This window comes from Paenibacillus wenxiniae, assembly GCF_039822605.1.
GTDB classification, from domain to species: domain Bacteria; phylum Bacillota; class Bacilli; order Paenibacillales; family Paenibacillaceae; genus Saccharibacillus; species Saccharibacillus wenxiniae.
Map to the genome: position 1 here is coordinate 1 of NZ_JBCGUH010000023.1, position 20728 is coordinate 20728.

The window sequence follows — 20728 nt, forward strand, 5'->3', positions numbered from 1 at the left end:
TTCCTGGTGAAAAGTTGCCCCGTCAAGCTAACATAGACGGGGCGTTATAGTGAGTGAGCATACCATCTAACATCAAAAGAAAATCTTTAATTCACAATATCATTCACAGCTCAGAATGAACGATTGCTTTTGAAGCACCGTGCATTAGATTTGCTGTGCTAAGTCTGCGACGGAACGCGCCATATGGTTTACTTCATCCATCGATGCGTTCAATTGCTCGGTTAATGCTGCCTGCGATTGCGTGAGCGCCGTCATATTGCTAATCTGAAATAGAATCGTCTCGATCTGATTTTTCATCTCACTCAAGCTTTTTTCGATATTCTCAGTAGCGCCGGCGCTATTAATCGCCAGCTTGCGCACTTCGTCTGCCACAACAGAGAAGCCGCGCCCCAGTTCGCCCGCTCGTGCTGCTTCAATCGATGCATTCAAGCCGAGCATATTCGTCTGATTGGCAATTTCACGGATAAAGTTAGAAATATTCTGCGTTTCGTCTGCACTGACTTTGGCGCGATTCGCCGCTTCTGTGGAATGCTCTTGCGCGCCGGCAAGCTCTTGTGCCTGTCCGGTTACAGATTGGATCGCTGTCGCCATTTCTGCAATCGATTGGGACAATTGCTCCATTCGACTTGTCATCGCACTCACAACGGTATCTTTATTTTTCTCAAACGTAATATCGCGAATCGTACCTGCTACACGTAGCGGCAATCCCTGTGCATCGCGATTCGTTGTACCGCCAGCATGATACCAGCGATATTCGCCACTTTTGAGCTGTAGACGATAATCAACGGAAAATGGAGTTCGTCCGGTATGATCGTTCAAATGCGCGGCAAAAGCGTCCAATGCCATTTGTTTATCTTCTGGATGCAGACGATCGCTCCAACTGCTTAGAATGTTAGGAAAATCGCGTTCATCTTGAAAACCGAGTGTGTGGCGGAACTGTGCAGACCACCAAAATTCATTATTCGGGTTGATCGGATCACCTGCTTCGACGATCATATCCCACGGTGCTTCGACGAGTGCTTTGTTGATCAGATCATAACGCGTAGCCAGTGCAGTCAGCTCATGTTCACGCTTGCGCTGGTCATGCACGTCCAGCAAAGCGCCAGCAATACGAAGTGGAATGCCTTTGTGATCACGTATCGTAGTGCCGGTTGCACGGAACCAGCGGTACTCACCCGTTCTTAGCTGTAGACGGTATTGGATGTCATACGGCGTTTTACCGCTATGATCGAGCAAATGGTTCCCCAGTGCCTGCATCACCCAATCCTTATCATCCGGATGCAAGCGGGAAGCCCAGCTATCCAGCACGTTCGGGAAATCCTGTTCATTACGATAGCCTAGCATCGCGCGGAACTCGTCTGTCCATGTAAAGGCATTGTTCGGATTGATCGGATCACCTGCTTCTACTTCCATATCCCACAGACCGATATGAATGGCCTTGATGACGAGATTCATACGCAAAGCGAGATAGTCTTTTTCTTCACGAATTTGATCTATAGCCTGGTTCACATAGTTTACGATACTTTTTAAAGTTGGGTCTTCACTCTGTACTTGCAGTTTTCCAGCAGATTGCTGTGGACGTTCTGCCAGCTGTGTTGCAGCTTGAAGTAATGTTTGAAGTTCCGTGAAGTTGCGTTTCGCTGCAAAAATGGACATGATCTAATGTTCTCCTTTGGGCGGTCAAGCTAGCCAAATTACACTTTATAGCTTCCGCTTGGTAAAATAATAGTAGCCGACCTGACCGAGCCAATCGTTCCGCCATGCCAGCTCTCTATGGTTTATCAAATAAGATAGTGATTTAGTCGTTACTATAGTCTATATTCGTATTTTTTCTTACAATTATTATGAGTCTTTATACCTATTATTCGACGAATTGAAACATTTTATGATAAACTTTTGCTTATATTTTACACAATTTTACATAAAAGGAATTAAAAACAGTAAACCATTAGCCAAAATGCTTATATTTGTTAAACTGTGCTGATAACAGCACATATACATAGATTCATGAAGGAGGGAATGTTGTGCAGCCATTTACTGAGCGTGTCGTAACTATCATTCGTTCTATTCCATCCGGCAAGGTGATGACTTATGGACAGATTGCTGCTTGTGCAGGCAGCCCACGTGCAGCAAGGCAGGTAGTGCGTATTTTGCATTCAATGAGCGCGTCACAGCAACTACCGTGGCATCGCGTTGTGAATAAGCAGGGTGAGATTGCGCTGGGCGATGCGGATAGTGCTGAAGAACAACGATGGCGGCTGGAAGAGGAAGGAATTGAGTTTACACTGGATCAGCGGATTCCACTGGAACGGTATCACTTTGAACCTGATCCGCCAGCAGAGGGTTAATAGATACGGATACGTTCAGATCTGTTCAAGTGATGGATATAATGTACATCCAATGACACAGCAAAAAGCCTGCTCGATTGATCGAGCAGGCTTTCGTTTCGCTATCAACTTGCCATCATCGGCAGCCGTCCTCGTCGGAAGGAACGAAAGCCGATATGTAGGACAGGTATGCTGAACGCCAAACCTGTACTGTATAGAAATCTTGTAGCGCGCTGGTGAAAGATGAAGCAAGCTCACACTCACTTCAGCCTTTTTTATCGTACAGGTGTGTAGGAATCAAGCAGGATGCCAGGAGCAAGCGCTTTGATAGAATGCGATGCACTTGCGGGGATAACAAGTGCTTTACCTGCGCTGAGTTCATGTACCTGACCAGCGATCGTAATTTCGAAGCGTCCCTTCATGCAGTAGCTCATCTGCTCATATGGATGCGAATGCTCACTGCTTTTGGAGCCTGCTTCAAAATGCACTTCCATCATCATGATTGCCTGACCTGGCTCGAATACTTTCCGTCGTACACCCGGTTCTATCATTTCCCAAATTCCAATGTTACTCAAGCTTGCATTCATCATCCTTGCCAGCTCCTTTTCGTAATATATGATCAACTTAAATGTTAGGTTCAGGTTATAATAAGTGACTTATTCATCGGGAATATGTACTTATTTAGTAATCCTGCTGCTAACTTGTTGGTTTTTAACAGGAAGTAATGACTGATATCCATATTAGCATGTTTGAAAACAAAGATATAGTGTATTCAATCACAAAAAATAAAAAGATCATATAGTCACTTTAGACTAGAAACCACATAAAAAGTCGATTTTTAGCGTTCTAATTCCGATAAATAGTCACATTTTCAACTTTCTCAACAGTTTATATCACACATTGTCACATACCTGACACAATATCGTCACATTATTTCTTATGAATTTAAGTTTGGCTTGGATAAACAGAGCCATGATAACGTGTATGCTAATACATATATCGATGGAGGTATCATTTATGCGTAAATATACAAAAAAATGCATTTCCGAATCGTCTACTAGCAACGTCGGAAATGCATGTTAAGCTTCGGATCACATTCCATGAAAAGGAATAAAAATCCATATTATCCTACATGTATCATCACATTCAAGAGATCGAATGTCAGTACAACACCTTATTTATACATTTTAGTAACTTAAAGATACATTATAAAGAAATTTTGTTACTCATAAAGCAAACTTTGCGTTATAAGTCTATCGCATTTCAAAAATACATCCTATAATCATTATAGATTAAGCTCTAGTTGACGATATATATAGTATCTATGATTCAATATTCCCTACAGGCTTCTTCCTTATTAAGAAAAAGCATACGATCTCCTAATGCATCGTCCTCATCCATATATATCATCATGCCAGCTAGTTGACGATTTGTGTGTATAACACCAATGCTGAGTGTGATAATTCCCGAACAGATGGAAGTGACCCTATTGAGGCTATTACCGATTACTTCGCTCCAACCCGGAATGCGATTAGCCAAAAAAATTTTTAACGACGAAGGTGTCGTTCTGTTGCGAGAAGGCGCAGAGCTGTCCGCTGGAATCATCCGAAAACTATATAATCACGGGCTGGACTATGTCTATATTCAGGATAAGGATACAGACGATGTGATGGTGAACGATATTGTTTCAGCCGAGATCAAGCGCAAGGCGCTGAAGGAAATTCGTACGCATTTCTCCAGTATTGCTGATCCGCGTGTCCAAAAATCTTCTTATCCGATTATCGGCAAATCCTTTTCCGGCATCGTCGATTCCATTCTGATGGAACTAAGCGATAATCCGGAAGTGATGGTCATGCTGATGAGTATGCATACGAAGGATCATTATTTGTACCATCACTCCCTGAATGTATGCATCTATACGCTACTGCTCGGCAAAGTTCACGGCTACTCGGTAGATGAACTGCGTGTGTTAGGGATTGGCTCCCTGCTGCATGATGTGGGCAAAGCTCATATTCCGAACGAGATTTTATTCAAACCCGGTCGTCTGACCGATGAAGAATATGACACAATCAAGCTGCATACGGAATATGGATTTAAAATTTTAAAAGATGAGCCGGGCATTCCGTTATTAGCTGCCCACTGCGCTTACCAGCATCATGAGCGTTTGAATGGTAGTGGTTATCCGCGTGGTCTGACCGAACCGGATATTCATGATTATGCGAAATGGATTGGGATCGCTGACTCGTATGATGCACTCACTACTAGCCGTGTATACCGTGCTGCCATGCTTCCGCATCAGGCGCTGGATGTGCTGTACTCCGGCTCGGGCACATTGTACGATCGCTCCATGCTGGAAGTATTCAAAAGCCGGATTGCCATCTACCCTATCGGTGTAACGGTCACGCTCAGTAATGGCTACAAAGGTGTCGTCGTGCATATTCATACCTCGATTCCACAGCGACCGATCGTACGCGTTCTGTTCAATGAAGCAGGAGAACGTCTGCCAGCACCATTTGATCTTGATCTGCTCGGCCATCATTCCGTGATGATTACAGCGGTAGAAGGCATGAACGCCCATATGCCTTCACCTACCGCCTGAATAGATGCATTTACAGCAGCAACAGTTCACGTATATCCTGCTCAGTCAGTGACGACAACTTCGCCTGACCGGGCTGGATAATCTCGCTGACTAGCTCACGCTTGTTATGCTGAAGCTCTAACACCTTCTCCTCTACCGTCCCGCGTGTAATTAAGCGAATGACCTGTACATTACGTTGCTGTCCCATCCGATAGGCACGATCTGCTGCCTGTTCTTCCACCGCCGGATTCCACCATAGATCATACAAAATGACCGTATCCGCACCCGTCAGATTCAATCCGGTTCCTCCCGCTTTCAGTGAAATCAAAAATACATCCTGTTCGCCTGCGTTAAATCGATGGCATAGCTCCAGACGCTCTGCTGATGCGGTGCTTCCATCCAGATAAAAGAATGGCGTATGGCGCTCTTGCAGCTTTTTGCCGATTCGCTTGAGCATGCCGGTAAACTGGGAAAAGATAAGCATTCTGCGTCCGGAATCCCGATAATCCTGTACGAGTTCCAGCAGTTGATCCAGCTTACCTGAACCACCGGTATAATCTTCAACAAATAAGCCCGGATCACAGCATAACTGGCGCAAACGAGTCAGTCCGGCGAAGATACGAATTTGCTGATCGGATGAATCCGGATCATACAAATGCTTGAGCGCGTCCTGTTGCAGCTGAGCAAGATAAGCGGCATACAGCACTTTTTGCTCTGGCAATAGTTCGGATACGAGCGTAATTTCCTGCTTATCCGGCAACTCATGCAATACGTCTGTCTTCATGCGGCGCAAAATAAATGGACGCACACGGCGTGCGATCGTTTCCGGTAGCAGGTCGTTAAATTCTCGCCGTGTGCCCAGCAATCCAGGCATCACGATGCTCATAATCGACCATAGCTCTTGCAATGAATTTTCAATCGGCGTACCGGTCAGAGCAAAGCGATGCTTCGCTTGCAGTTCCTTCACCGCTCTGGCTGCATGGGTGAGCGCGTTTTTGACATTTTGTGCTTCATCCAAAATGAGCGTATGGTACGCATGGCTTGTTGCCAGTTCTCGATCCTGTCGCAATAACGGATAAGAGGTAATCACCACATCGATCGGTTGCACAGAACGCGCATTCACCGAAGAGGAATCGGTTGGTTCGGTCATTGCAGCAGACATGCCCTCCATGTCCGGCTCCTGTGCTAGCACCTGCTGCCAGCGGACGGCACGCTCTGCCTTGCTACCATCGACTAGCAGTACACGTAGCTCGGGTGCGAAGCGTTTTAGCTCATACTGCCAGTTGTACACTAGCGAGGCTGGTGTCACTACCAGCACCGGGCGTCCACTACGCCGAATCTCATCCTGCATCGAGGCGATAAAAGCGATACTTTGTAACGTTTTGCCCAGTCCCATATCGTCGGCAAGAATACCGCCAAATCCATAGCGAGCCAGCGTGCGCATCCATTGATACCCTTCATGCTGATAATCACGCAGTACCGATTCCAGCGCGGCTGGCACCGGCTCATGCTGCCGTCCGGGCTGCTCCATACTTTCTAATAAGCGGCGCAAGGAGCGATCAAAGCGAATCGCTTCATTTTCATCCTGCATATCCAGCCGTTCCAGACCATACAATACGGGCAAACGGAACAATACCCCTTCTTCTGCTTCCATAACACCTGTGCCTGGCGCCGCCATACCTGTACGACGAATAAAGTCAGCAATTTGTTGAAATGCGCGATCTTCCAGCGGCAAAAAAGCACCGCCGGGCAGTCGGTGATATCTGCGCTGTTCCTGGAGCGATTCCAGCACATGCACAATTTCCGATTCAGGAATGCCATCCAGTGCAAAGCGAATTTCCAGCCAGTCATGACGCTGATCCGTCTGCACGGTTAGCTTCGGTGGAGATAGCGGATTTTGCAGCATCGCCTTCACAATCGAAGTCGCATACACATGCAGCAGCTTCTCCAGTCGTGGCACAATATGGTACAAAAATGTATACTCCGCCTCTTCATCGGTCAAAAAGTAACCACCTTCGGTCACCGTAAAATCAGCCTCATCCATCAGCTGCAAAATTTGCGCTTCTCGCTCCCCGTCGCGCAATACAATTCGGTCTTCAGCCTGTCCTTCCGGCTCCGGTTCGAGTGGATTAATCGTCAGGCTACCATATTGAAACTCCAACCCGGCAAGCAAACGATCCCGTACCCGATCCAAATACAGACGTGCTTGCAGCGGTGTCTGCATAATGCGATCTGATACTCCGCGTGTCAGATGTACCGCTCCGAGCTTCATTAGCTCAGGCACAACCTGGCGGACAAAAGGCTCTAATTGTGGGGCTGATAAATGAAGCTGATGCTCCATTTCACCTGTCCCTGTTCGATCCAGTAGCCGCTGCAAACCACCCAGACGACGGCATAATTCATCATCCAGCTCCACCAGCTCTGCACCGTTCAATACAGCTTCATACGACTCCAGTATGATCAGCGGCTGCAATCCCTGCACACGCAGTACATAACGCTTTTCATCCGGGTGGATTTTACCAGCTTGCTTAGACGTGGAGTCTGACTGATCCAGCTGGAATTGAAGCGGTAACGGTCCCTGTGACCAGACGATGGAAAGCTCTTTACCATCCGGCTGTGCTACATACACTGAGCGACATGAACGAAGCGCAGCCAACAAGGCAGGCCAATGGGATACAGGTACAGATAGCAACCGTTCTCCGCGTCGTCCTGCCTGTGTGCGTGCTGCTGCATCGGCAGGCTGCTCATCTTCAGCAATTTGAATCAACTGGCGCAGTACAAGATCGTCCCCTGCCGCAAAGCTATGCAGCTCCGGGTCATACACAAATCGTGATGTTACAGCATAGCTTTCGCCGATGCGAATACTGTCCAGCAAACGCCGAATATGGCGCACGATAAACGTCCGTGTCGGTCCGATGCGCAGCTCAATGCCGATCCGGTATTGCCCATTACCGGAAGCGAGCGGATGACAGATCACATCCAGTGCCAGCGGATCACGCGTTTCCAGATAACGACGGCGTACTGCCGCACGGCGTGGGGACTGGGTAAATAGATGCAGCAGTTCGTCTGTCAGTCGTTCATCTTTGGCATAGAGGTCTTGTTTGGACAGGAGCGAAGCGTTCGTAGCGCTAGCAACGTTAGTGGTGCGGGTAGCTTTAATGTGACTAGTCGCTTTAGTAGCGCTCACATTAGCAGAAGATGCAGCATCTTCCGTTGCTTCGAATGCTGACTGTAACTGAGCAGACGACGAGCGCTCTGATGCTCTTTCGTTCCGTTTCATGCTGCTACCTTGCGTAAATGCTGCTGTTGGAGCAATAAGTAGTGGCGGCTCGCCGCGTTGTTCACATTCATGAATATAAATCAGTGTGGCGGCGATGTGCTGACAATGATAGCGATACGAAGCGAGCGATGGACAGGAGCAGGTCGCGTCAATCTGTTCATCTTCACTCACTCTAATCTGCACATGCTCCACTTCATGACGTCTGCTCTGTACGACAGCTTCATATTCACCCGACTCATCATCATAACGTGTAAATCCAACCTTACCCGTCCGATACATCGTCATGCCTTTATGGTAAGATGTCGACCCACATAAGCGCTGAATCGACTGCGTTCTTATACGATCACTCATTGCCCGCTCCCCATACACCTGCATACCGAGTAGAGGGAGATCGGATAGATGGAAATGTTCATTGGATTGTTATACATAAATACACTCCTTTGGAAAACGAAATGGATGACCCGTATCGTATGTTTTATTATGCCATAGTGTCGGCAGTAGCCAAAACAAAAACCCTTTGCATCGATAACAAAGGGTCGGTCTTGGATTCGTATTCGGTTGCAGTGTGCAGTGCTCTATTTAAAGTCTCTAATTTGTTGCGAGCTTAGATTCGCTATGGGAAGGAATCATGTCAGTGTGACACTGGAATGGATGATGACTATCGTTCATACAAGACACTCAATCAGAACACTCGATCTGTATATCGCGTGTCGATGGTTTGCACATGTTGCATCTGCCTGCTCACGCAAACTGAGCCTGATCTTGTCGCAACTGCTTCATCTGTACGCCAGCACGACGTTTGTACACAATCGTTGCTGCGATCGTCAATCCGATCACCGCATAGAACAGTGGCGACGAAATCGCCAGCATTTGCGAGGTGCTCAACACCGTAATCAGCAGCAGTTTCAAACCTGCTTCCACGACGAGCGCTACACCCCAGAGCAGGGTCAGACGGCGCATCACCTGACGGAAATAAGGATACGCCCAGTTATGCTCTGGATTCACACCTTTACTAAAGCGGCTAACCATATGAAAGATAAGCGGGCGCTTCATTAATAACGAAGCGAGAAAAGCTAAGCCAATCACAACTGTCACCAGCGATTCACGCATCAGAAGCAGCTTCTCACTGCCACCCATCAGCACCATGACCAAACTAAGCACAAAACCTACTAGCATCAGCCCATTAAACACATCCATCGTGCGGTGTCGTACCAGATGAATCAGATTGTCGACAAGCGGAATCATCGTCACGACAGACAGTGCTAGCAAACTTCCGATATGTGGTGACAGTAATACATACCCGAGCCACGGGACAAGTCCGTTCATAACTAGCTTTAGCACAATAGCACGGCTTTTGAATAATGTAGACATGGTGGTCAGCTCCTGTTCAATGTTTGTACATTTATCTTAAAATATTCGCCCATCCCGTGAATCTACCGCTAGGTTGATTCCATCTCAACCTGTAGGTGGATCTGTATATTACTTATGAATATCCCATTTTTGAGTTATTTTATATGTAATTTACAAAATAATGGTATTTATATAATGATACGAATATATGATCAATACATCATATGATACATACAGGAGGAATTGTTACTTATGAAATCGTCTTCTTTTACAAAAGCAGTGATCGCTGCAAGTGCTGTCGCTATCATCAGTCTGCCACTCTGGACAGGCTCGCTCGAAGCTCCCCAAGCGTGGGCTGCTGGCACGAAAGCGACACCTGCACCATCCGCAAAAGCTCAAACAACAACACCTCCCAAAAATGCTGTCGCTCCTAAAAATGTCGTGTTGTTCATCGGCGATGGCATGGGCGAAGCGAGCCGTAATGCGATTCGCTATGCGACGGTCGGTAAAAATGGAACACTGGAAATGGACAATATGCCGGTCACCGGACTGGTGCGTACTAGCTCTAGCGATCATCTCGTTACCGATTCCGCTGCCGCTGCTACCGCCATCGCTACCGGCGTGAAATCATATAACGGCGCAATCGGCGTCGATCCGAACAAAAAGCCTGTCACGACCATTATGGAGCTTGCCAAAAAAGCAGGCATGTCCACCGGTGTCGTGACGACCAGTCAGGTGACCGATGCAACGGGCGCTGCATTTGGCGCACATGTTGAGAACCGTTCCGCACAGAGCGATATCGCCAAGCAATATATCGAAAATAGCAAAATCGACGTACTGCTCGGTGGTGGCGAAGACTTCTGGTATCCGAAAGGGACAGCTGGTTCGCATCCTGACGCACCGGCAGAAGACCCAACCGAGGCGAGTAAAGGCACACAGGGCAATCTGGTGGAACGTGCCAAGCAGCTTGGCTACAACTACGTAACGAATGGCACCGAGCTGAAAGCGGCTCAAAACGGCAAGTTGCTCGGACTGTTCGCCAACGAAGAAATGTTTCAGGCACATAATGAGGTAGGTAATCAGTACAACCCGATCGTGTCGTTGCCGGATATGACCACCAAAGCACTGGATGTGCTATCCCAGAACAAAAAAGGCTTCTTCCTACTCGTGGAAGAGGAAGGCACAGACGAAATGGCGCATGATAACAATGCAGAGCTGACCATCAAGGCAGGGCAACAACTGGACAAAGCGGTAAAAGTAGCGAAAGACTACGCAAAAAAACATCCGGATACGCTCGTACTCGTGACCGCTGACCACGAAACAGGCGGTATGGTGATCGAAGGCTTGGACGATGAGGACGAATCCGGAGATGGCCTGTCCAAAGAAGACGGTCCATTCACCGTAGCAGGTTCCTCTGAGCAGTTTGTTGTGGACTGGACAACGGAAGGACATAGCGCAGTCGATGTAGCGCTGACCGCGATGGGTCCAGGCTCCGAGCAATTTGTCGGCAACTACCAGAACACCGCAATTCACGATAAGCTTGTGAAGCTGTTGAAATTAAAATAAACGATTGCTTGCGATCTGCTGTACTGTACGTACATTGGACAATAACGCCAGGACACCCATCCAAAAAGACACGAATTTGCTGTGTGCAGCAAATCCGTGTCTTTTTATGTAAAGCTATCCCTTGTACGGATACGCTAACCTGTAGCGCACCAGTTTGTCCACCATTTCGATTACGGCTACTTTGATAGACAATACTGCATCATAGGCGCTTCCGCTTGCCCGCCCACCATATCAATCAGCGCCTGATATAGATTAGGCGGATATTCAGCGATCCGGTGACATAGGTATAAATACCATTCCTGCCCATACGTTAAATACACACGCACTGGATAACCTTGCTCTCGCAGCCGTACACACAGCTCGGGACGAATGCCATATAGTAGCTCCAGCTCTACCGATGCAGCACCCTGCCATGAGCTGAGCCGCAAACGATCGATCAGTGTCTCATCATGGGTAGCAAGCGAAATGCGGCAACCACGCTGTACAGCAAGCTCGAATAATGTTACATACCGATCGTCCAACTCCGCAGAACGCGATAATGCCAGCGTATCCGGCTCTTCATATGCGCCTTTAACGAATCGCACGCGTGTATCCTTCGTCAGCAACACAGCCGCATCAGCCCATGTACGGTGCAAATGCGCCTGTAGTGTAATGCCAATCAGCGGATACACCGCTACCGCCTGTCGATAAAGTTGTAGAATCGCTTCGGTCTTCGCCGATTCCTCCATGCTGATAAATAACTCAATCCCGTATGTGTGCGCTAATTCGCCCAATTGCAGCAGATGGGCAAGTGCCAATTCCCGATCAACAAGCAGTCCGATATGCGACAGATCAAACGATACCCGTCCACCGATCCCTTGCTCACCTAGCTCCGTCAGCACTCCGGCAAGCTCTGCTGTCGCTTGCTGACAGGCAGCAGCCGATACGGTATTTTCACCGATATATTCCAGCGATACGGCGTAGCCTTCGTCATGAAGCTGATGGGCGACTGCTAACGCCTGCGGGCGCTGCTCCCCGGTCACATAACGTGCTGCTGCACGTTGTAGTAAGGTGTAGAGCTGCGGCTCCTGCTCGATATGCATTTTGATATCCGGACGACGTGCAATTGCCTTTAGCGCTGCCGCCGCGCCAGCGGTTAACCGCTGCTCATGTGCTGTTCTATTATTCATGATGAATCCCTCCCTAACGTTCACATTAACGGAGAAAGGGGATAAAATATTGTACAAAATTGCTATTTGGCTAGTAGAACGTGTCTACCTGCGAGGGTGAGCTGCGTATGGAAAGGATTTCCAAAAAAAATTCAAACCCTCAACAATTATACTTTGTATATACACTCATGTTTTTTAATGTTATACTAACGCCATAAAGTAAAGGGAGAGATTAATATGGGAGCTATTACCGCAAAAAAATGGGGGAATAGTCTAGGAGTTCGCTTACCAGCTCTTATGGCTAATCAGCTTCAAATTAAAGATGGTAGTGAATTAAACATCGAAATAAAAGGAAATCAACTCATTATCACTCCAATTTTCCCAGAAGCTGATGATCAGCAAGCGCTCCGAGAATTATTTTTACGACTACGTTCTAGTTCTAAACCTGGAACAGGCGCTCCAGAAGCCTTCGCAAAAGCAATGGGAGATGAAGAGATTTGATGGTGAATGTTGAACGTGGGCATATCATTTATTTGGATTTTGATCCTGCTGCTGGTCATGAACAGCAAAAAAGGCGTCCTGCATTGATTATTTCGGACGGATACATCGATCCCGTAAATAATCATTTTGCAATGGTTGTACCCATCACTAATCGGGAGCGAGACAACCCATTTCACGTGAAAGTACCAAATGATATATTTCTAAACAATGGTAAGCTCTTAACAGGTGTCGCTCTTACCGAACAAGCAAAATCATTGGATCTTAATGGACGTAATGCCCAAGTAGTAGGAGCTATTGATTTAGAATCCATTTTTTTCAAAACAGTCATTTCCTATGTGCGTTCAATACTTGCTTGAATTATTAAAGATTGAATCTACACCTATTCTATTTAAATCAAAGACGATATGAAGCAAATTGAAAATAAAGGCATTCAATCTTTTGATAATCCTGCTCATTATTTGTTTATGCTACGAGGTAGTAAATAGTAAGTACGTATTGGTTTTAAATCTATATCACCGACGTCCGATAACGATGTGGCGTAACGCCCACAACGCGCTGAAACATACGTGTAAAATGACTCTGATCATAAAAACCAGCTTCCGCTGCGACCTCCACAATTGGCCGCTGGCGATGCAGCTCGTTTTTCGCATAATTGATACGTAGCAGATTCTGATACGCATGTGGGGGCAGATGTTGCCATTGCTTGAACAGACGAATGAGATGAAAGCGGCTGATCGACGTCACCTGCTCCAACTCCTCCAACAGCACCGGACGAAGGAAATTCGCGTGTAAATATTCCTGCACGATACCGACATATTTACGATCCGTCTGCATCGTCGACTTATGATGCTCCAGATCACCCTGCTGCGCACCTGTCAATAATTGTACCAATGCGATCAGTGCCGTTTCCGTTTCCAGCGGTTCTCGCCCCTCCATAAGTGCCCCCATCGTCTGCTGCATCTGTAGGGTGCAGGCTGCATTTTTACGTTCGGATAGCAAATACGGAATATGAATCTGCTGTAGCTCTTGCTGCTCCATTCCTTGTAGCCAGCGCGGATCGATAAACAGCATATCATAGCTCCACTCCAGCCCTTGCTGCGGATGGCAGGCATGCAGCATTTCCGGTGGAAAGCTAATCATCCGCCCCTGCTCCACTTCCCACAGTTTGCCGTCACACCACGCATTCGTGCGTCCACTATGAATCCATCCGACTGAATATTCCTCATGAAAATGCCGATGATAGGTCAGTTCATCCGCACGGCAGCGCTTGCCTTCCACAAAAGGCAATGCCGGATTACGATAAAAAGATATATCCGCCATCGTACCGCCTCCTTTCTCCCGTTAACTTTAGCTTTTTTCCAGTATAAAGAACAAGGATCAAGTCAGGCAATGATTGCCTGCTCGATCCTTGTTCGTCATCGTACCATCTATCCTCATCGATCCATCGTACTGTACATATCTTATTGTTGTAGCGCGTCCAAAATATGACCGTTCACCGTAGAGTTCGCCAGCAATCCGATATGCATTACACCGTAAATACGGATATTGTTGGCACCATCCAGATTGGACAGGTAGTTGCTAACGATCTGATCATTGAGCGTGTAGATCGATGTTACATTTACGCCATCTGGTGCACGGTTGGTCGTCAGACGATTTGCACCACCAAGTGTGATCAACTTGTCGACTTTGCTTGCGCCGCCATAGTTCAGAATATAGTACAGGCTGTTCGCACCGCCCATGCTATGTGCGACGATGTTTACTTTGGTGCTGCCTGTACGTGCCAGCACATCATCTACCAGATTGCGGATAGCGGCAGCGTTCAGCGTTTGCACACCATTTTTCGTTGGCAGATCGATCGCATACATTTCATTGGAAGACCAGCCCTGACGAGCGAGGAACCCTTCAATAAACGTAAAATTACTTGCCGAGCCACCCAGACCATGTACGAAAATGATCGGTGTGTGCGTCGTTGCCGCCTGAGCCGGTTTCACCGCTCCCGTGGCGCCAACTAGCGCGAACAATAGTACCATACATGCAGCAAGACGCAGGGAAAAGATTCGTTTCATCATTATGTATTCTCCTCTTCATGTGATTATATTGGTTGGGATCGTATGTACATAAGCGACATTCCAATTACTGGGACGACATGGTGCTACCTTTTCTCGATTCTCATTTCACCTCACTTATCATTTAGGAATTACTTACTTATTTACTATATAATAATCTTACTTTAAATGTCAAATAATTACATGTATCATCACAAAAATCCTCGTTACACACTTGCTGGTGCAACGAGGATTCAATATAGATGAAGCTTAGATTATGACATGTTTGACATAATGAATATTACGGTTGTAGGGGTGCAATCGTAAATTCAAATGTGATGTCAGTGTCGGATGGGATCTGGTACTCGTCATGTACCGGAGCACCCCAGCTATCGTCACCGCCAACACCCATTTGTTTGCCAGCTACGGTCACAACCGTGTAATGTACCGGTGGCAACTCATACAGATGAGCTGCGCTCTCTAGCTCCAATGCTGTGTACGGCAAAATACTGCACTCTACCGGAGCAATCGCTGGCGACGTGATACGCAGTCCGCGCTTCCCATCATCCGTAATATCGACACGACGGACGCCGATGCGGTTACCGAATTCCTGTGGCACCACATAGCCAGATACATTATCTGCTACGTCATTGCTGAACAGACCCAGTCTTGCGCCAAAGGCACGATCAATATAGTTTTCTTCCGGTCCCATCGCATACCAGTCCAGATGATGGTATTCTGCCGGAATTTTGAATGACAACGCCACTGTTGGTACGTTTGGCAAACCAGCGACACCGCTATAGCTCGATTTGACATGCAGACGACCATCACCATGCACGGTGTAGACGGTTGTCATTTTCACATCGGCATGGATGCTGAAGGCATACTCGAACGTTACCGTCACATGATCTGCTGCCTTGTCCAGTTCCATCTTCGTGCAGCGGCGCGCCAGACTTGCAGCGAGCCAGCTCGCCGCAGTGAAGTTCTGTCCTGCACCACGGTCATTGTCTGTCGTTGCGCGCCAGAACTGTGGTGCTGGTGGTGCGGAAATGTACTCACGACCACTGTAGCGCAGCGATGTCAGGCTACCCACCGCACGGGAGAACATGATGCTGAAATGCTCGCCATGTACACCGACGTTCACATCGCCTTCAGCAATGCGGAGTTCACCTGTAGCTGTTACAGTTGGAATCGTTGCTTCACCTTCCACGATAAACACATGCTCGCCAAACGATACTTCATAACCTGCTTCTGCCCACAGCGTTGCTTGTTTCAGTACAAGTGCTGCATGGATCGCATACTCACCAGCTTCGCTTGCTGCCTGTGGCGGTGCCACTTCGATATGACGCTCTGTAGCTGCGGGTACATCAACGGCCAGCGTTTGTTCATGCACAAGCACGCCGTCACGGTAGATACGGTATTGCAGATCATATGCTGCTGTACCGACGAATAGATTTTCATTGCGGATCGTGATGCCATTTTGATCCGGTGTCAGCTTGATATTTTGATACAGGAATTTGACCTCCTGCATTTTAGGAGATACTTTACGGTCAGCATATACGATACCGTCTGTACAGAAACCATAGTCGGTAGCACGATCATCATAGTCGCCGCCATAAGCGAGATATTCGTCACCGTAGCGATTTTTCTTCATGACTGCCTGGTCGATATAATCCCAGATAAAGCCGCCCTGATACAGTTCGTATTTATTTTCCAATTCCGTATATTTATGCATACCGCCAACCGAGTTGCCCATCGCATGCATATATTCACAGCTAATGTACGGCTTTTGCGGATCGTTATTCAGATATTCTTCGATATCCTGCGGCTTCGCATACATTCGGCTTTCCATATCGCTGGAATCGTTAAATTCGCGGCGATAAAATACACCTTCATAATGAACAAGACGCGTTGGATCGGTTTCACGGAAATAGTTAGCTACATTCAGGATCACCTGACCAGCATACGATTCGTTACCACAAGACCAGATTAAGATCGACGGATGGTTTTTGTCGCGCTCTACCATCGAGATCGCACGATCCATCACGATATCCTGCCACTCTGGCAGATCGCCCGGGATGTTCCAGGATGGCTCAACAGCGCCCAGTTTCTGCCATGAACCGTGTGTTTCCAGGTTCATCTCATCGATCAGGTAAATGCCATACTCGTCGCACAGCTCATACCAGCGCGTCTGGTTCGGATAGTGAGACGTCCGCACCGCATTCATATTGTTTTGCTTGATTGTACGAATATCCCACAGCATATCTTCTTCCGTTACCGTGCGTCCGGTGCGACAGTTGAATTCATGACGGTTTACACCTTTGAACACGATACGTTTCCCGTTAATGCACATGATTTTATTGATCATTTCAAAACGGCGGAAGCCTACAGGCTGTGGAATTACTTCTGTCAGTTCACCAGCCGCGTTATAGACGGAAATGTACAGTGTGTACAAATACGGGTCTTCTGCGCTCCATGTCGATACATTCGCTACCGTTGCCTCAAAGCTTGCCGTTGCACCGCCTTTACCAGCGGCAAACGATACTTCGCCAGACGCAACCGTCTCGCCATCTGCTGCTTTCAATTCCAGTACAGCGCGTCCATCTGCTGGCTGTCCTTGCTCCAGCGTCAGCTTCACATTCAGCTGTCCTGTCGTATAGCTATCGTCCAATCCCGCATTCACATGCAGATCGCGTACATGCACTTCCGGCACGGTGTACAGATACACATCGCGGAAAATACCGGAGAAGCGCCAGAAATCCTGGTCTTCCAGCCATGCGCCTGTACTGCGCTGATACACCTCAACCGCAAGGCGGTTTTCTCCCTCCTGTATGTAAGGAGTCAGCTCAAAGTCAGATGGTGTAAAGCTATCTTCACTGTAGCCAACGAACTTGCCGTTCAGCCACACATAAAATGCGGATTCGACGCCCTGGAAGGAAATATAGACCGGACCACCAGCCAGTTTCTCAGGCATAGTAAATGTTTTTACATAACTACCTACTGGATTGTTATCTTCGGAAATGAATGGTGGGCGCAGGTTTTCGACACCATCCCACGGATACATCGTATTCACGTACTGCATCTGTCCGTAGCCCTGTGTCTGGATATGACCCGGTACGAGAATCTCGCCCCAGCCTGTACAAGCAAAACCATGCTCATAAAAGTTTTGCGGACGGCTTGCCGGATTCACTGCATAATTGAACTTCCACGTACCATTCAAACTATGACGCCAGTCCAACGCGCCACGCTGCGCTGCCTGTGCTGCTGTCGCATAATATTTGTGATCGGAATAAGCTTTCAGTCGATTCACCGCAAATACATGTGTATCTGTCAGCCACTCCAGCGAAGGTGTCGTTACGCGTTGCTCTACCATTTCTGCTTGCGTTTTGCTCATATCCATTCACTCCATTTCACTTTGAATACGATAGTTGCTTGCGTTCAATCTGCTTCTGTAAAGCTCATTTCCGTCTTCGCTTATCTAGTTGAAGGACGAAGCAAAGCCATCCACTTTCCATCCACCAATCATTCCGCACAGCCTCTATCGTAAAGTCTCTTATTATTATATTCCGATACAGCCTGTCTTTTTAACATAATAAAATAGCAAATAACCAACTTCTATATTCTTATATATTTCATTTCCCCTCAACCGGCTTACGCCCATTCGTAGGTTGCGGCTAGCCACTTCACTGCGGGAAGGTAATAAGGGAAAGGACGACTTCTAGTGTTAGTGGTTTCCTAACACGGGGTGCAATGAAGAGTGATTTTTGCGAAAGCAAAATATCTTACTGCTTCCGTGTTAGTGGTTTCCTAACACGAGGTGCATTGAAGCGTAATTTTTGCGAAAGCAAAACATCTTTCCTCTTCTCGTATTAGTGGTTGCCTAATACGGGATTCAGTGAAGAGTGATTTTTGCGCAGCAAAATATCTTACAGCTTCCGAGCACGGGAATCTACATGCTCTCCTACTCTGTAGATTCCTATACGAGACCGGAGTCCGTCCCCTTATTCCTTCCCGGAGTGGTGTCTGCCCTCCCTACAGTTGCAAATGAAAAAGTGCTACGAAAGACGCGCCGGAGCTGGCCATCTTCCGCAGCACTTCTTACTTGTATCGATGTACAGCTATTATTTGACCGAACCGACCATACCTGCAACAAAGTGCTTCTGCATCAGGAAGAACACAAGCGCTGTTGGCAGTGTAGAGATAACGATCGCTAGCATGATCACCCCATAGTCAGGCGAGTAGCTCGAACCCAGATTGGAGATGAGCAGTGGAATCGTCTGATTTTCTGGTGTTTGTAAAATAACGAGCGGCCACAGGTAGTTGTTCCAGCTTGCCATGAACGTGATGATCGCAGCTGCTGCATACGTTGTTTTCATCGTTGGCATGTAAATACGGAAGAACAAGCCCAGCTCGCTCAGTCCGTCCATCCGGCCTGCTTCCAGCAAATCCTTTGGAAACATTTTCGTGCTTTGACGGAAGAAGAAGATCAGGAACGCTGTAGTCATCGTTGGAATGACGACCGCTGCCGGTGTATCGATACCGATAAAGGAAACAAAGTTAGTGATTTTACCAAACATACGGTACAGCGGAACCATCAGCGCGGCAAATGGAATCATCATCGACAGCAGCAAGATGTTGAACACGATATCTTTTGCTTTACTGCGATAAATTTCAAAGCCATAGCCTGCTAGTGAAGCGATCAGCAGGGCAAGCAGCGTAGTAGAAACGGCGATTTTAGCCGAGTTCGCCATCGCTGTCCAGATGTCGACCGAGCTGGTCAGCTTCGCCAGATTGTCCATCAGATGAGCGCCGGGTAACAGGCGTCCCTGTGTAACATCTACCGATAGGTTCGTCGCACTCACGATCATCCAGAAGAACGGAAAGATCGAGACGAATGCAGCGACAACAAGGAACAAATATGTGAATGTTGATTTTGTCTTAGCCATTACGCTCACCTGCCACTTTGAACTGGATGAAGGAAAGAATGATTACCATAATTACGATCGAATACGATACGGTTGCTGCATAACCAAAGTCTGGCGAATATTTAAATGACAAATTGTAAATGTATTGCGAGATTGTCGTTGTTGCATTACCCGGTCCGCCCTTCGTAATGTTCACAACTTCATCGAACAATTGCAGTGTACCGATCGTTGAAGTGATCGAAGTGAACAAAATGATCGGTTTGAGCAGTGGTACCGTAATGCTGAAAAATTGACGAATGGCTGAAGCGCCGTCGATACGTGCCGCTTCATAGATCGAGCTATCGATATTTTGCAAACCGGACAGATAGAAGATCATGTTATACCCTGTCCAGCGCCATGTGATGGCGATAATAATCGTGATTTTTGCCCAGAATGGATCGGTAATCCACTGAATCGGTGTTCCGATCACATGCAGACCCATCAGCATCCCGTTGACCAGACCGTCCGGTGCGAACAAGTATTTGAATACAACGGAGTATGCAACCAGCGATGTGATACACGGCAGGAAGATCGCCGTCCGGAAAAAGCCTTTAAATTTCAAATTGCGGTCATTCAGCAGCACCGAGATAAACAGGGCGAGAATAACCATCAGTGGTACCTGGAACAACAGATAGATGAATGTATTTTTGACAGCCATGATAAAGGTCGTGTCGATAAACAGTCGTGTATAGTTATCAAGGCCGTTAAATTTCAAATTCATGCCTTTACCTGTCTGGAAGGACAGGATCAGTGCCTGGATCATAGGATAGAAGAAGAAAATACAAATTAAAAGTGCTGCGATTCCGACGAATACCCAGCCGGTAATGCTTTCTTTCATATGGTTGCCCATGCGTGGGCGTGGTGTTTTCTGACTTTGGTTCAAAGCGGGTTCAGCGGTTTTCATATCGTCTCATCTCCCTCGTATCGCCGGTTTGCTTGTTTGTTTGTCTATGCTTAGCCTGCGACGTA

General features: G+C 47.3%; 15 protein-coding genes. 5 read left to right on the forward strand and 10 right to left on the reverse strand.

Annotation, left to right across the window (positions count from 1 at the left end; all coding sequences use genetic code 11):
* Positions 1–144: 144 nt before the first annotated feature.
* On the reverse strand, positions 145–1650 hold the full coding sequence (locus tag AAHF22_RS22500) for a methyl-accepting chemotaxis protein (RefSeq protein WP_371834101.1): 1506 nt from the start codon (positions 1648–1650) through the stop codon (positions 145–147).
* Positions 1651–2024: 374 nt separating this feature from the next.
* On the opposite strand from AAHF22_RS22500, the gene AAHF22_RS22505 reads away from it, so the two are divergent.
* Complete coding sequence (locus tag AAHF22_RS22505; protein WP_347327235.1) at positions 2025–2348, forward strand: MGMT family protein; 324 nt, start codon at positions 2025–2027, stop codon at positions 2346–2348.
* Positions 2349–2602: 254 nt separating this feature from the next.
* Here the strand turns inward: AAHF22_RS22505 and AAHF22_RS22510 are convergent, their stop codons facing one another.
* Complete coding sequence (locus tag AAHF22_RS22510; protein ID WP_347327236.1) at positions 2603–2917, reverse strand: cupin domain-containing protein; 315 nt, start codon at positions 2915–2917, stop codon at positions 2603–2605.
* 899 nt (positions 2918–3816) lie between these two features.
* Here AAHF22_RS22510 and AAHF22_RS22515 point away from each other — a divergent pair.
* Entirely contained in the window at positions 3817–4926 is a 1110-nt protein-coding gene (locus AAHF22_RS22515; RefSeq protein WP_371834099.1) for an HD-GYP domain-containing protein, read from the forward strand.
* 10 nt (positions 4927–4936) lie between these two features.
* On the opposite strand, the gene AAHF22_RS22520 is transcribed toward AAHF22_RS22515, so the two are convergent.
* Positions 4937–8536, reverse strand: coding sequence for a DEAD/DEAH box helicase (locus AAHF22_RS22520; RefSeq protein WP_347327237.1), 3600 nt, complete (start codon positions 8534–8536; stop codon positions 4937–4939).
* A gap of 390 nt (positions 8537–8926) precedes the next feature.
* Positions 8927–9556 carry a VC0807 family protein gene (locus AAHF22_RS22525; RefSeq protein ID WP_347327238.1) on the reverse strand — a complete coding sequence of 210 codons (630 nt, stop codon included), beginning with the start codon at positions 9554–9556 and terminating at the stop codon, positions 8927–8929.
* A 231-nt stretch (positions 9557–9787) separates the two neighbouring features.
* Between AAHF22_RS22525 and AAHF22_RS22530 the strand changes: the two genes are divergently transcribed.
* On the forward strand, positions 9788–11101 hold the full coding sequence (locus AAHF22_RS22530; protein ID WP_347327239.1) for an alkaline phosphatase: 1314 nt from the start codon (positions 9788–9790) through the stop codon (positions 11099–11101).
* 176 nt (positions 11102–11277) lie between these two features.
* Here AAHF22_RS22530 and AAHF22_RS22535 read toward each other — a convergent pair whose 3' ends face one another.
* Positions 11278–12270 carry a proline dehydrogenase family protein gene (locus AAHF22_RS22535; RefSeq protein ID WP_347327240.1) on the reverse strand — a complete coding sequence of 331 codons (993 nt, stop codon included), beginning with the start codon at positions 12268–12270 and terminating at the stop codon, positions 11278–11280.
* Positions 12271–12486: 216 nt separating this feature from the next.
* On the opposite strand from AAHF22_RS22535, the gene AAHF22_RS22540 reads away from it, so the two are divergent.
* Positions 12487–12750, forward strand: coding sequence for an AbrB/MazE/SpoVT family DNA-binding domain-containing protein (locus AAHF22_RS22540; protein ID WP_347327241.1), 264 nt, complete (start codon positions 12487–12489; stop codon positions 12748–12750).
* Positions 12750–13106 (forward strand): type II toxin-antitoxin system PemK/MazF family toxin, encoded by a 357-nt coding sequence (locus AAHF22_RS22545; RefSeq protein WP_347327270.1) that lies wholly within the window; start codon positions 12750–12752, stop codon positions 13104–13106. Before AAHF22_RS22540 ends, AAHF22_RS22545 begins: the two co-directional genes overlap by 1 nt.
* Before the next feature lie 151 nt (positions 13107–13257).
* Here the strand turns inward: AAHF22_RS22545 and AAHF22_RS22550 are convergent, their stop codons facing one another.
* The 5 genes from AAHF22_RS22550 to AAHF22_RS22570 all read right to left on the reverse strand — a co-directional run bounded on the left by AAHF22_RS22550 (position 13258) and on the right by AAHF22_RS22570 (position 20609).
* A complete protein-coding gene (locus tag AAHF22_RS22550) occupies positions 13258–14070 on the reverse strand; it encodes an AraC family transcriptional regulator (RefSeq protein WP_347327242.1) in 813 nt (270 codons plus the stop codon).
* Positions 14071–14210: 140 nt separating this feature from the next.
* Positions 14211–14780, reverse strand: a complete 570-nt coding sequence (locus AAHF22_RS22555) for an esterase/lipase family protein (RefSeq protein ID WP_371834102.1) — start codon at positions 14778–14780, stop codon at positions 14211–14213.
* 316 nt (positions 14781–15096) lie between these two features.
* Positions 15097–18189, reverse strand: coding sequence for a beta-galactosidase, LacZ type (lacZ, locus tag AAHF22_RS22560; protein ID WP_347327244.1), 3093 nt, complete (start codon positions 18187–18189; stop codon positions 15097–15099).
* A gap of 727 nt (positions 18190–18916) precedes the next feature.
* On the reverse strand, positions 18917–19741 hold the full coding sequence (locus AAHF22_RS22565) for a carbohydrate ABC transporter permease (RefSeq protein WP_347327245.1): 825 nt from the start codon (positions 19739–19741) through the stop codon (positions 18917–18919).
* On the reverse strand, positions 19734–20609 hold the full coding sequence (locus AAHF22_RS22570; protein WP_347327271.1) for a carbohydrate ABC transporter permease: 876 nt from the start codon (positions 20607–20609) through the stop codon (positions 19734–19736). Before AAHF22_RS22570 ends, AAHF22_RS22565 begins: the two co-directional genes overlap by 8 nt.
* Positions 20610–20728: the final 119 nt, after the last annotated feature.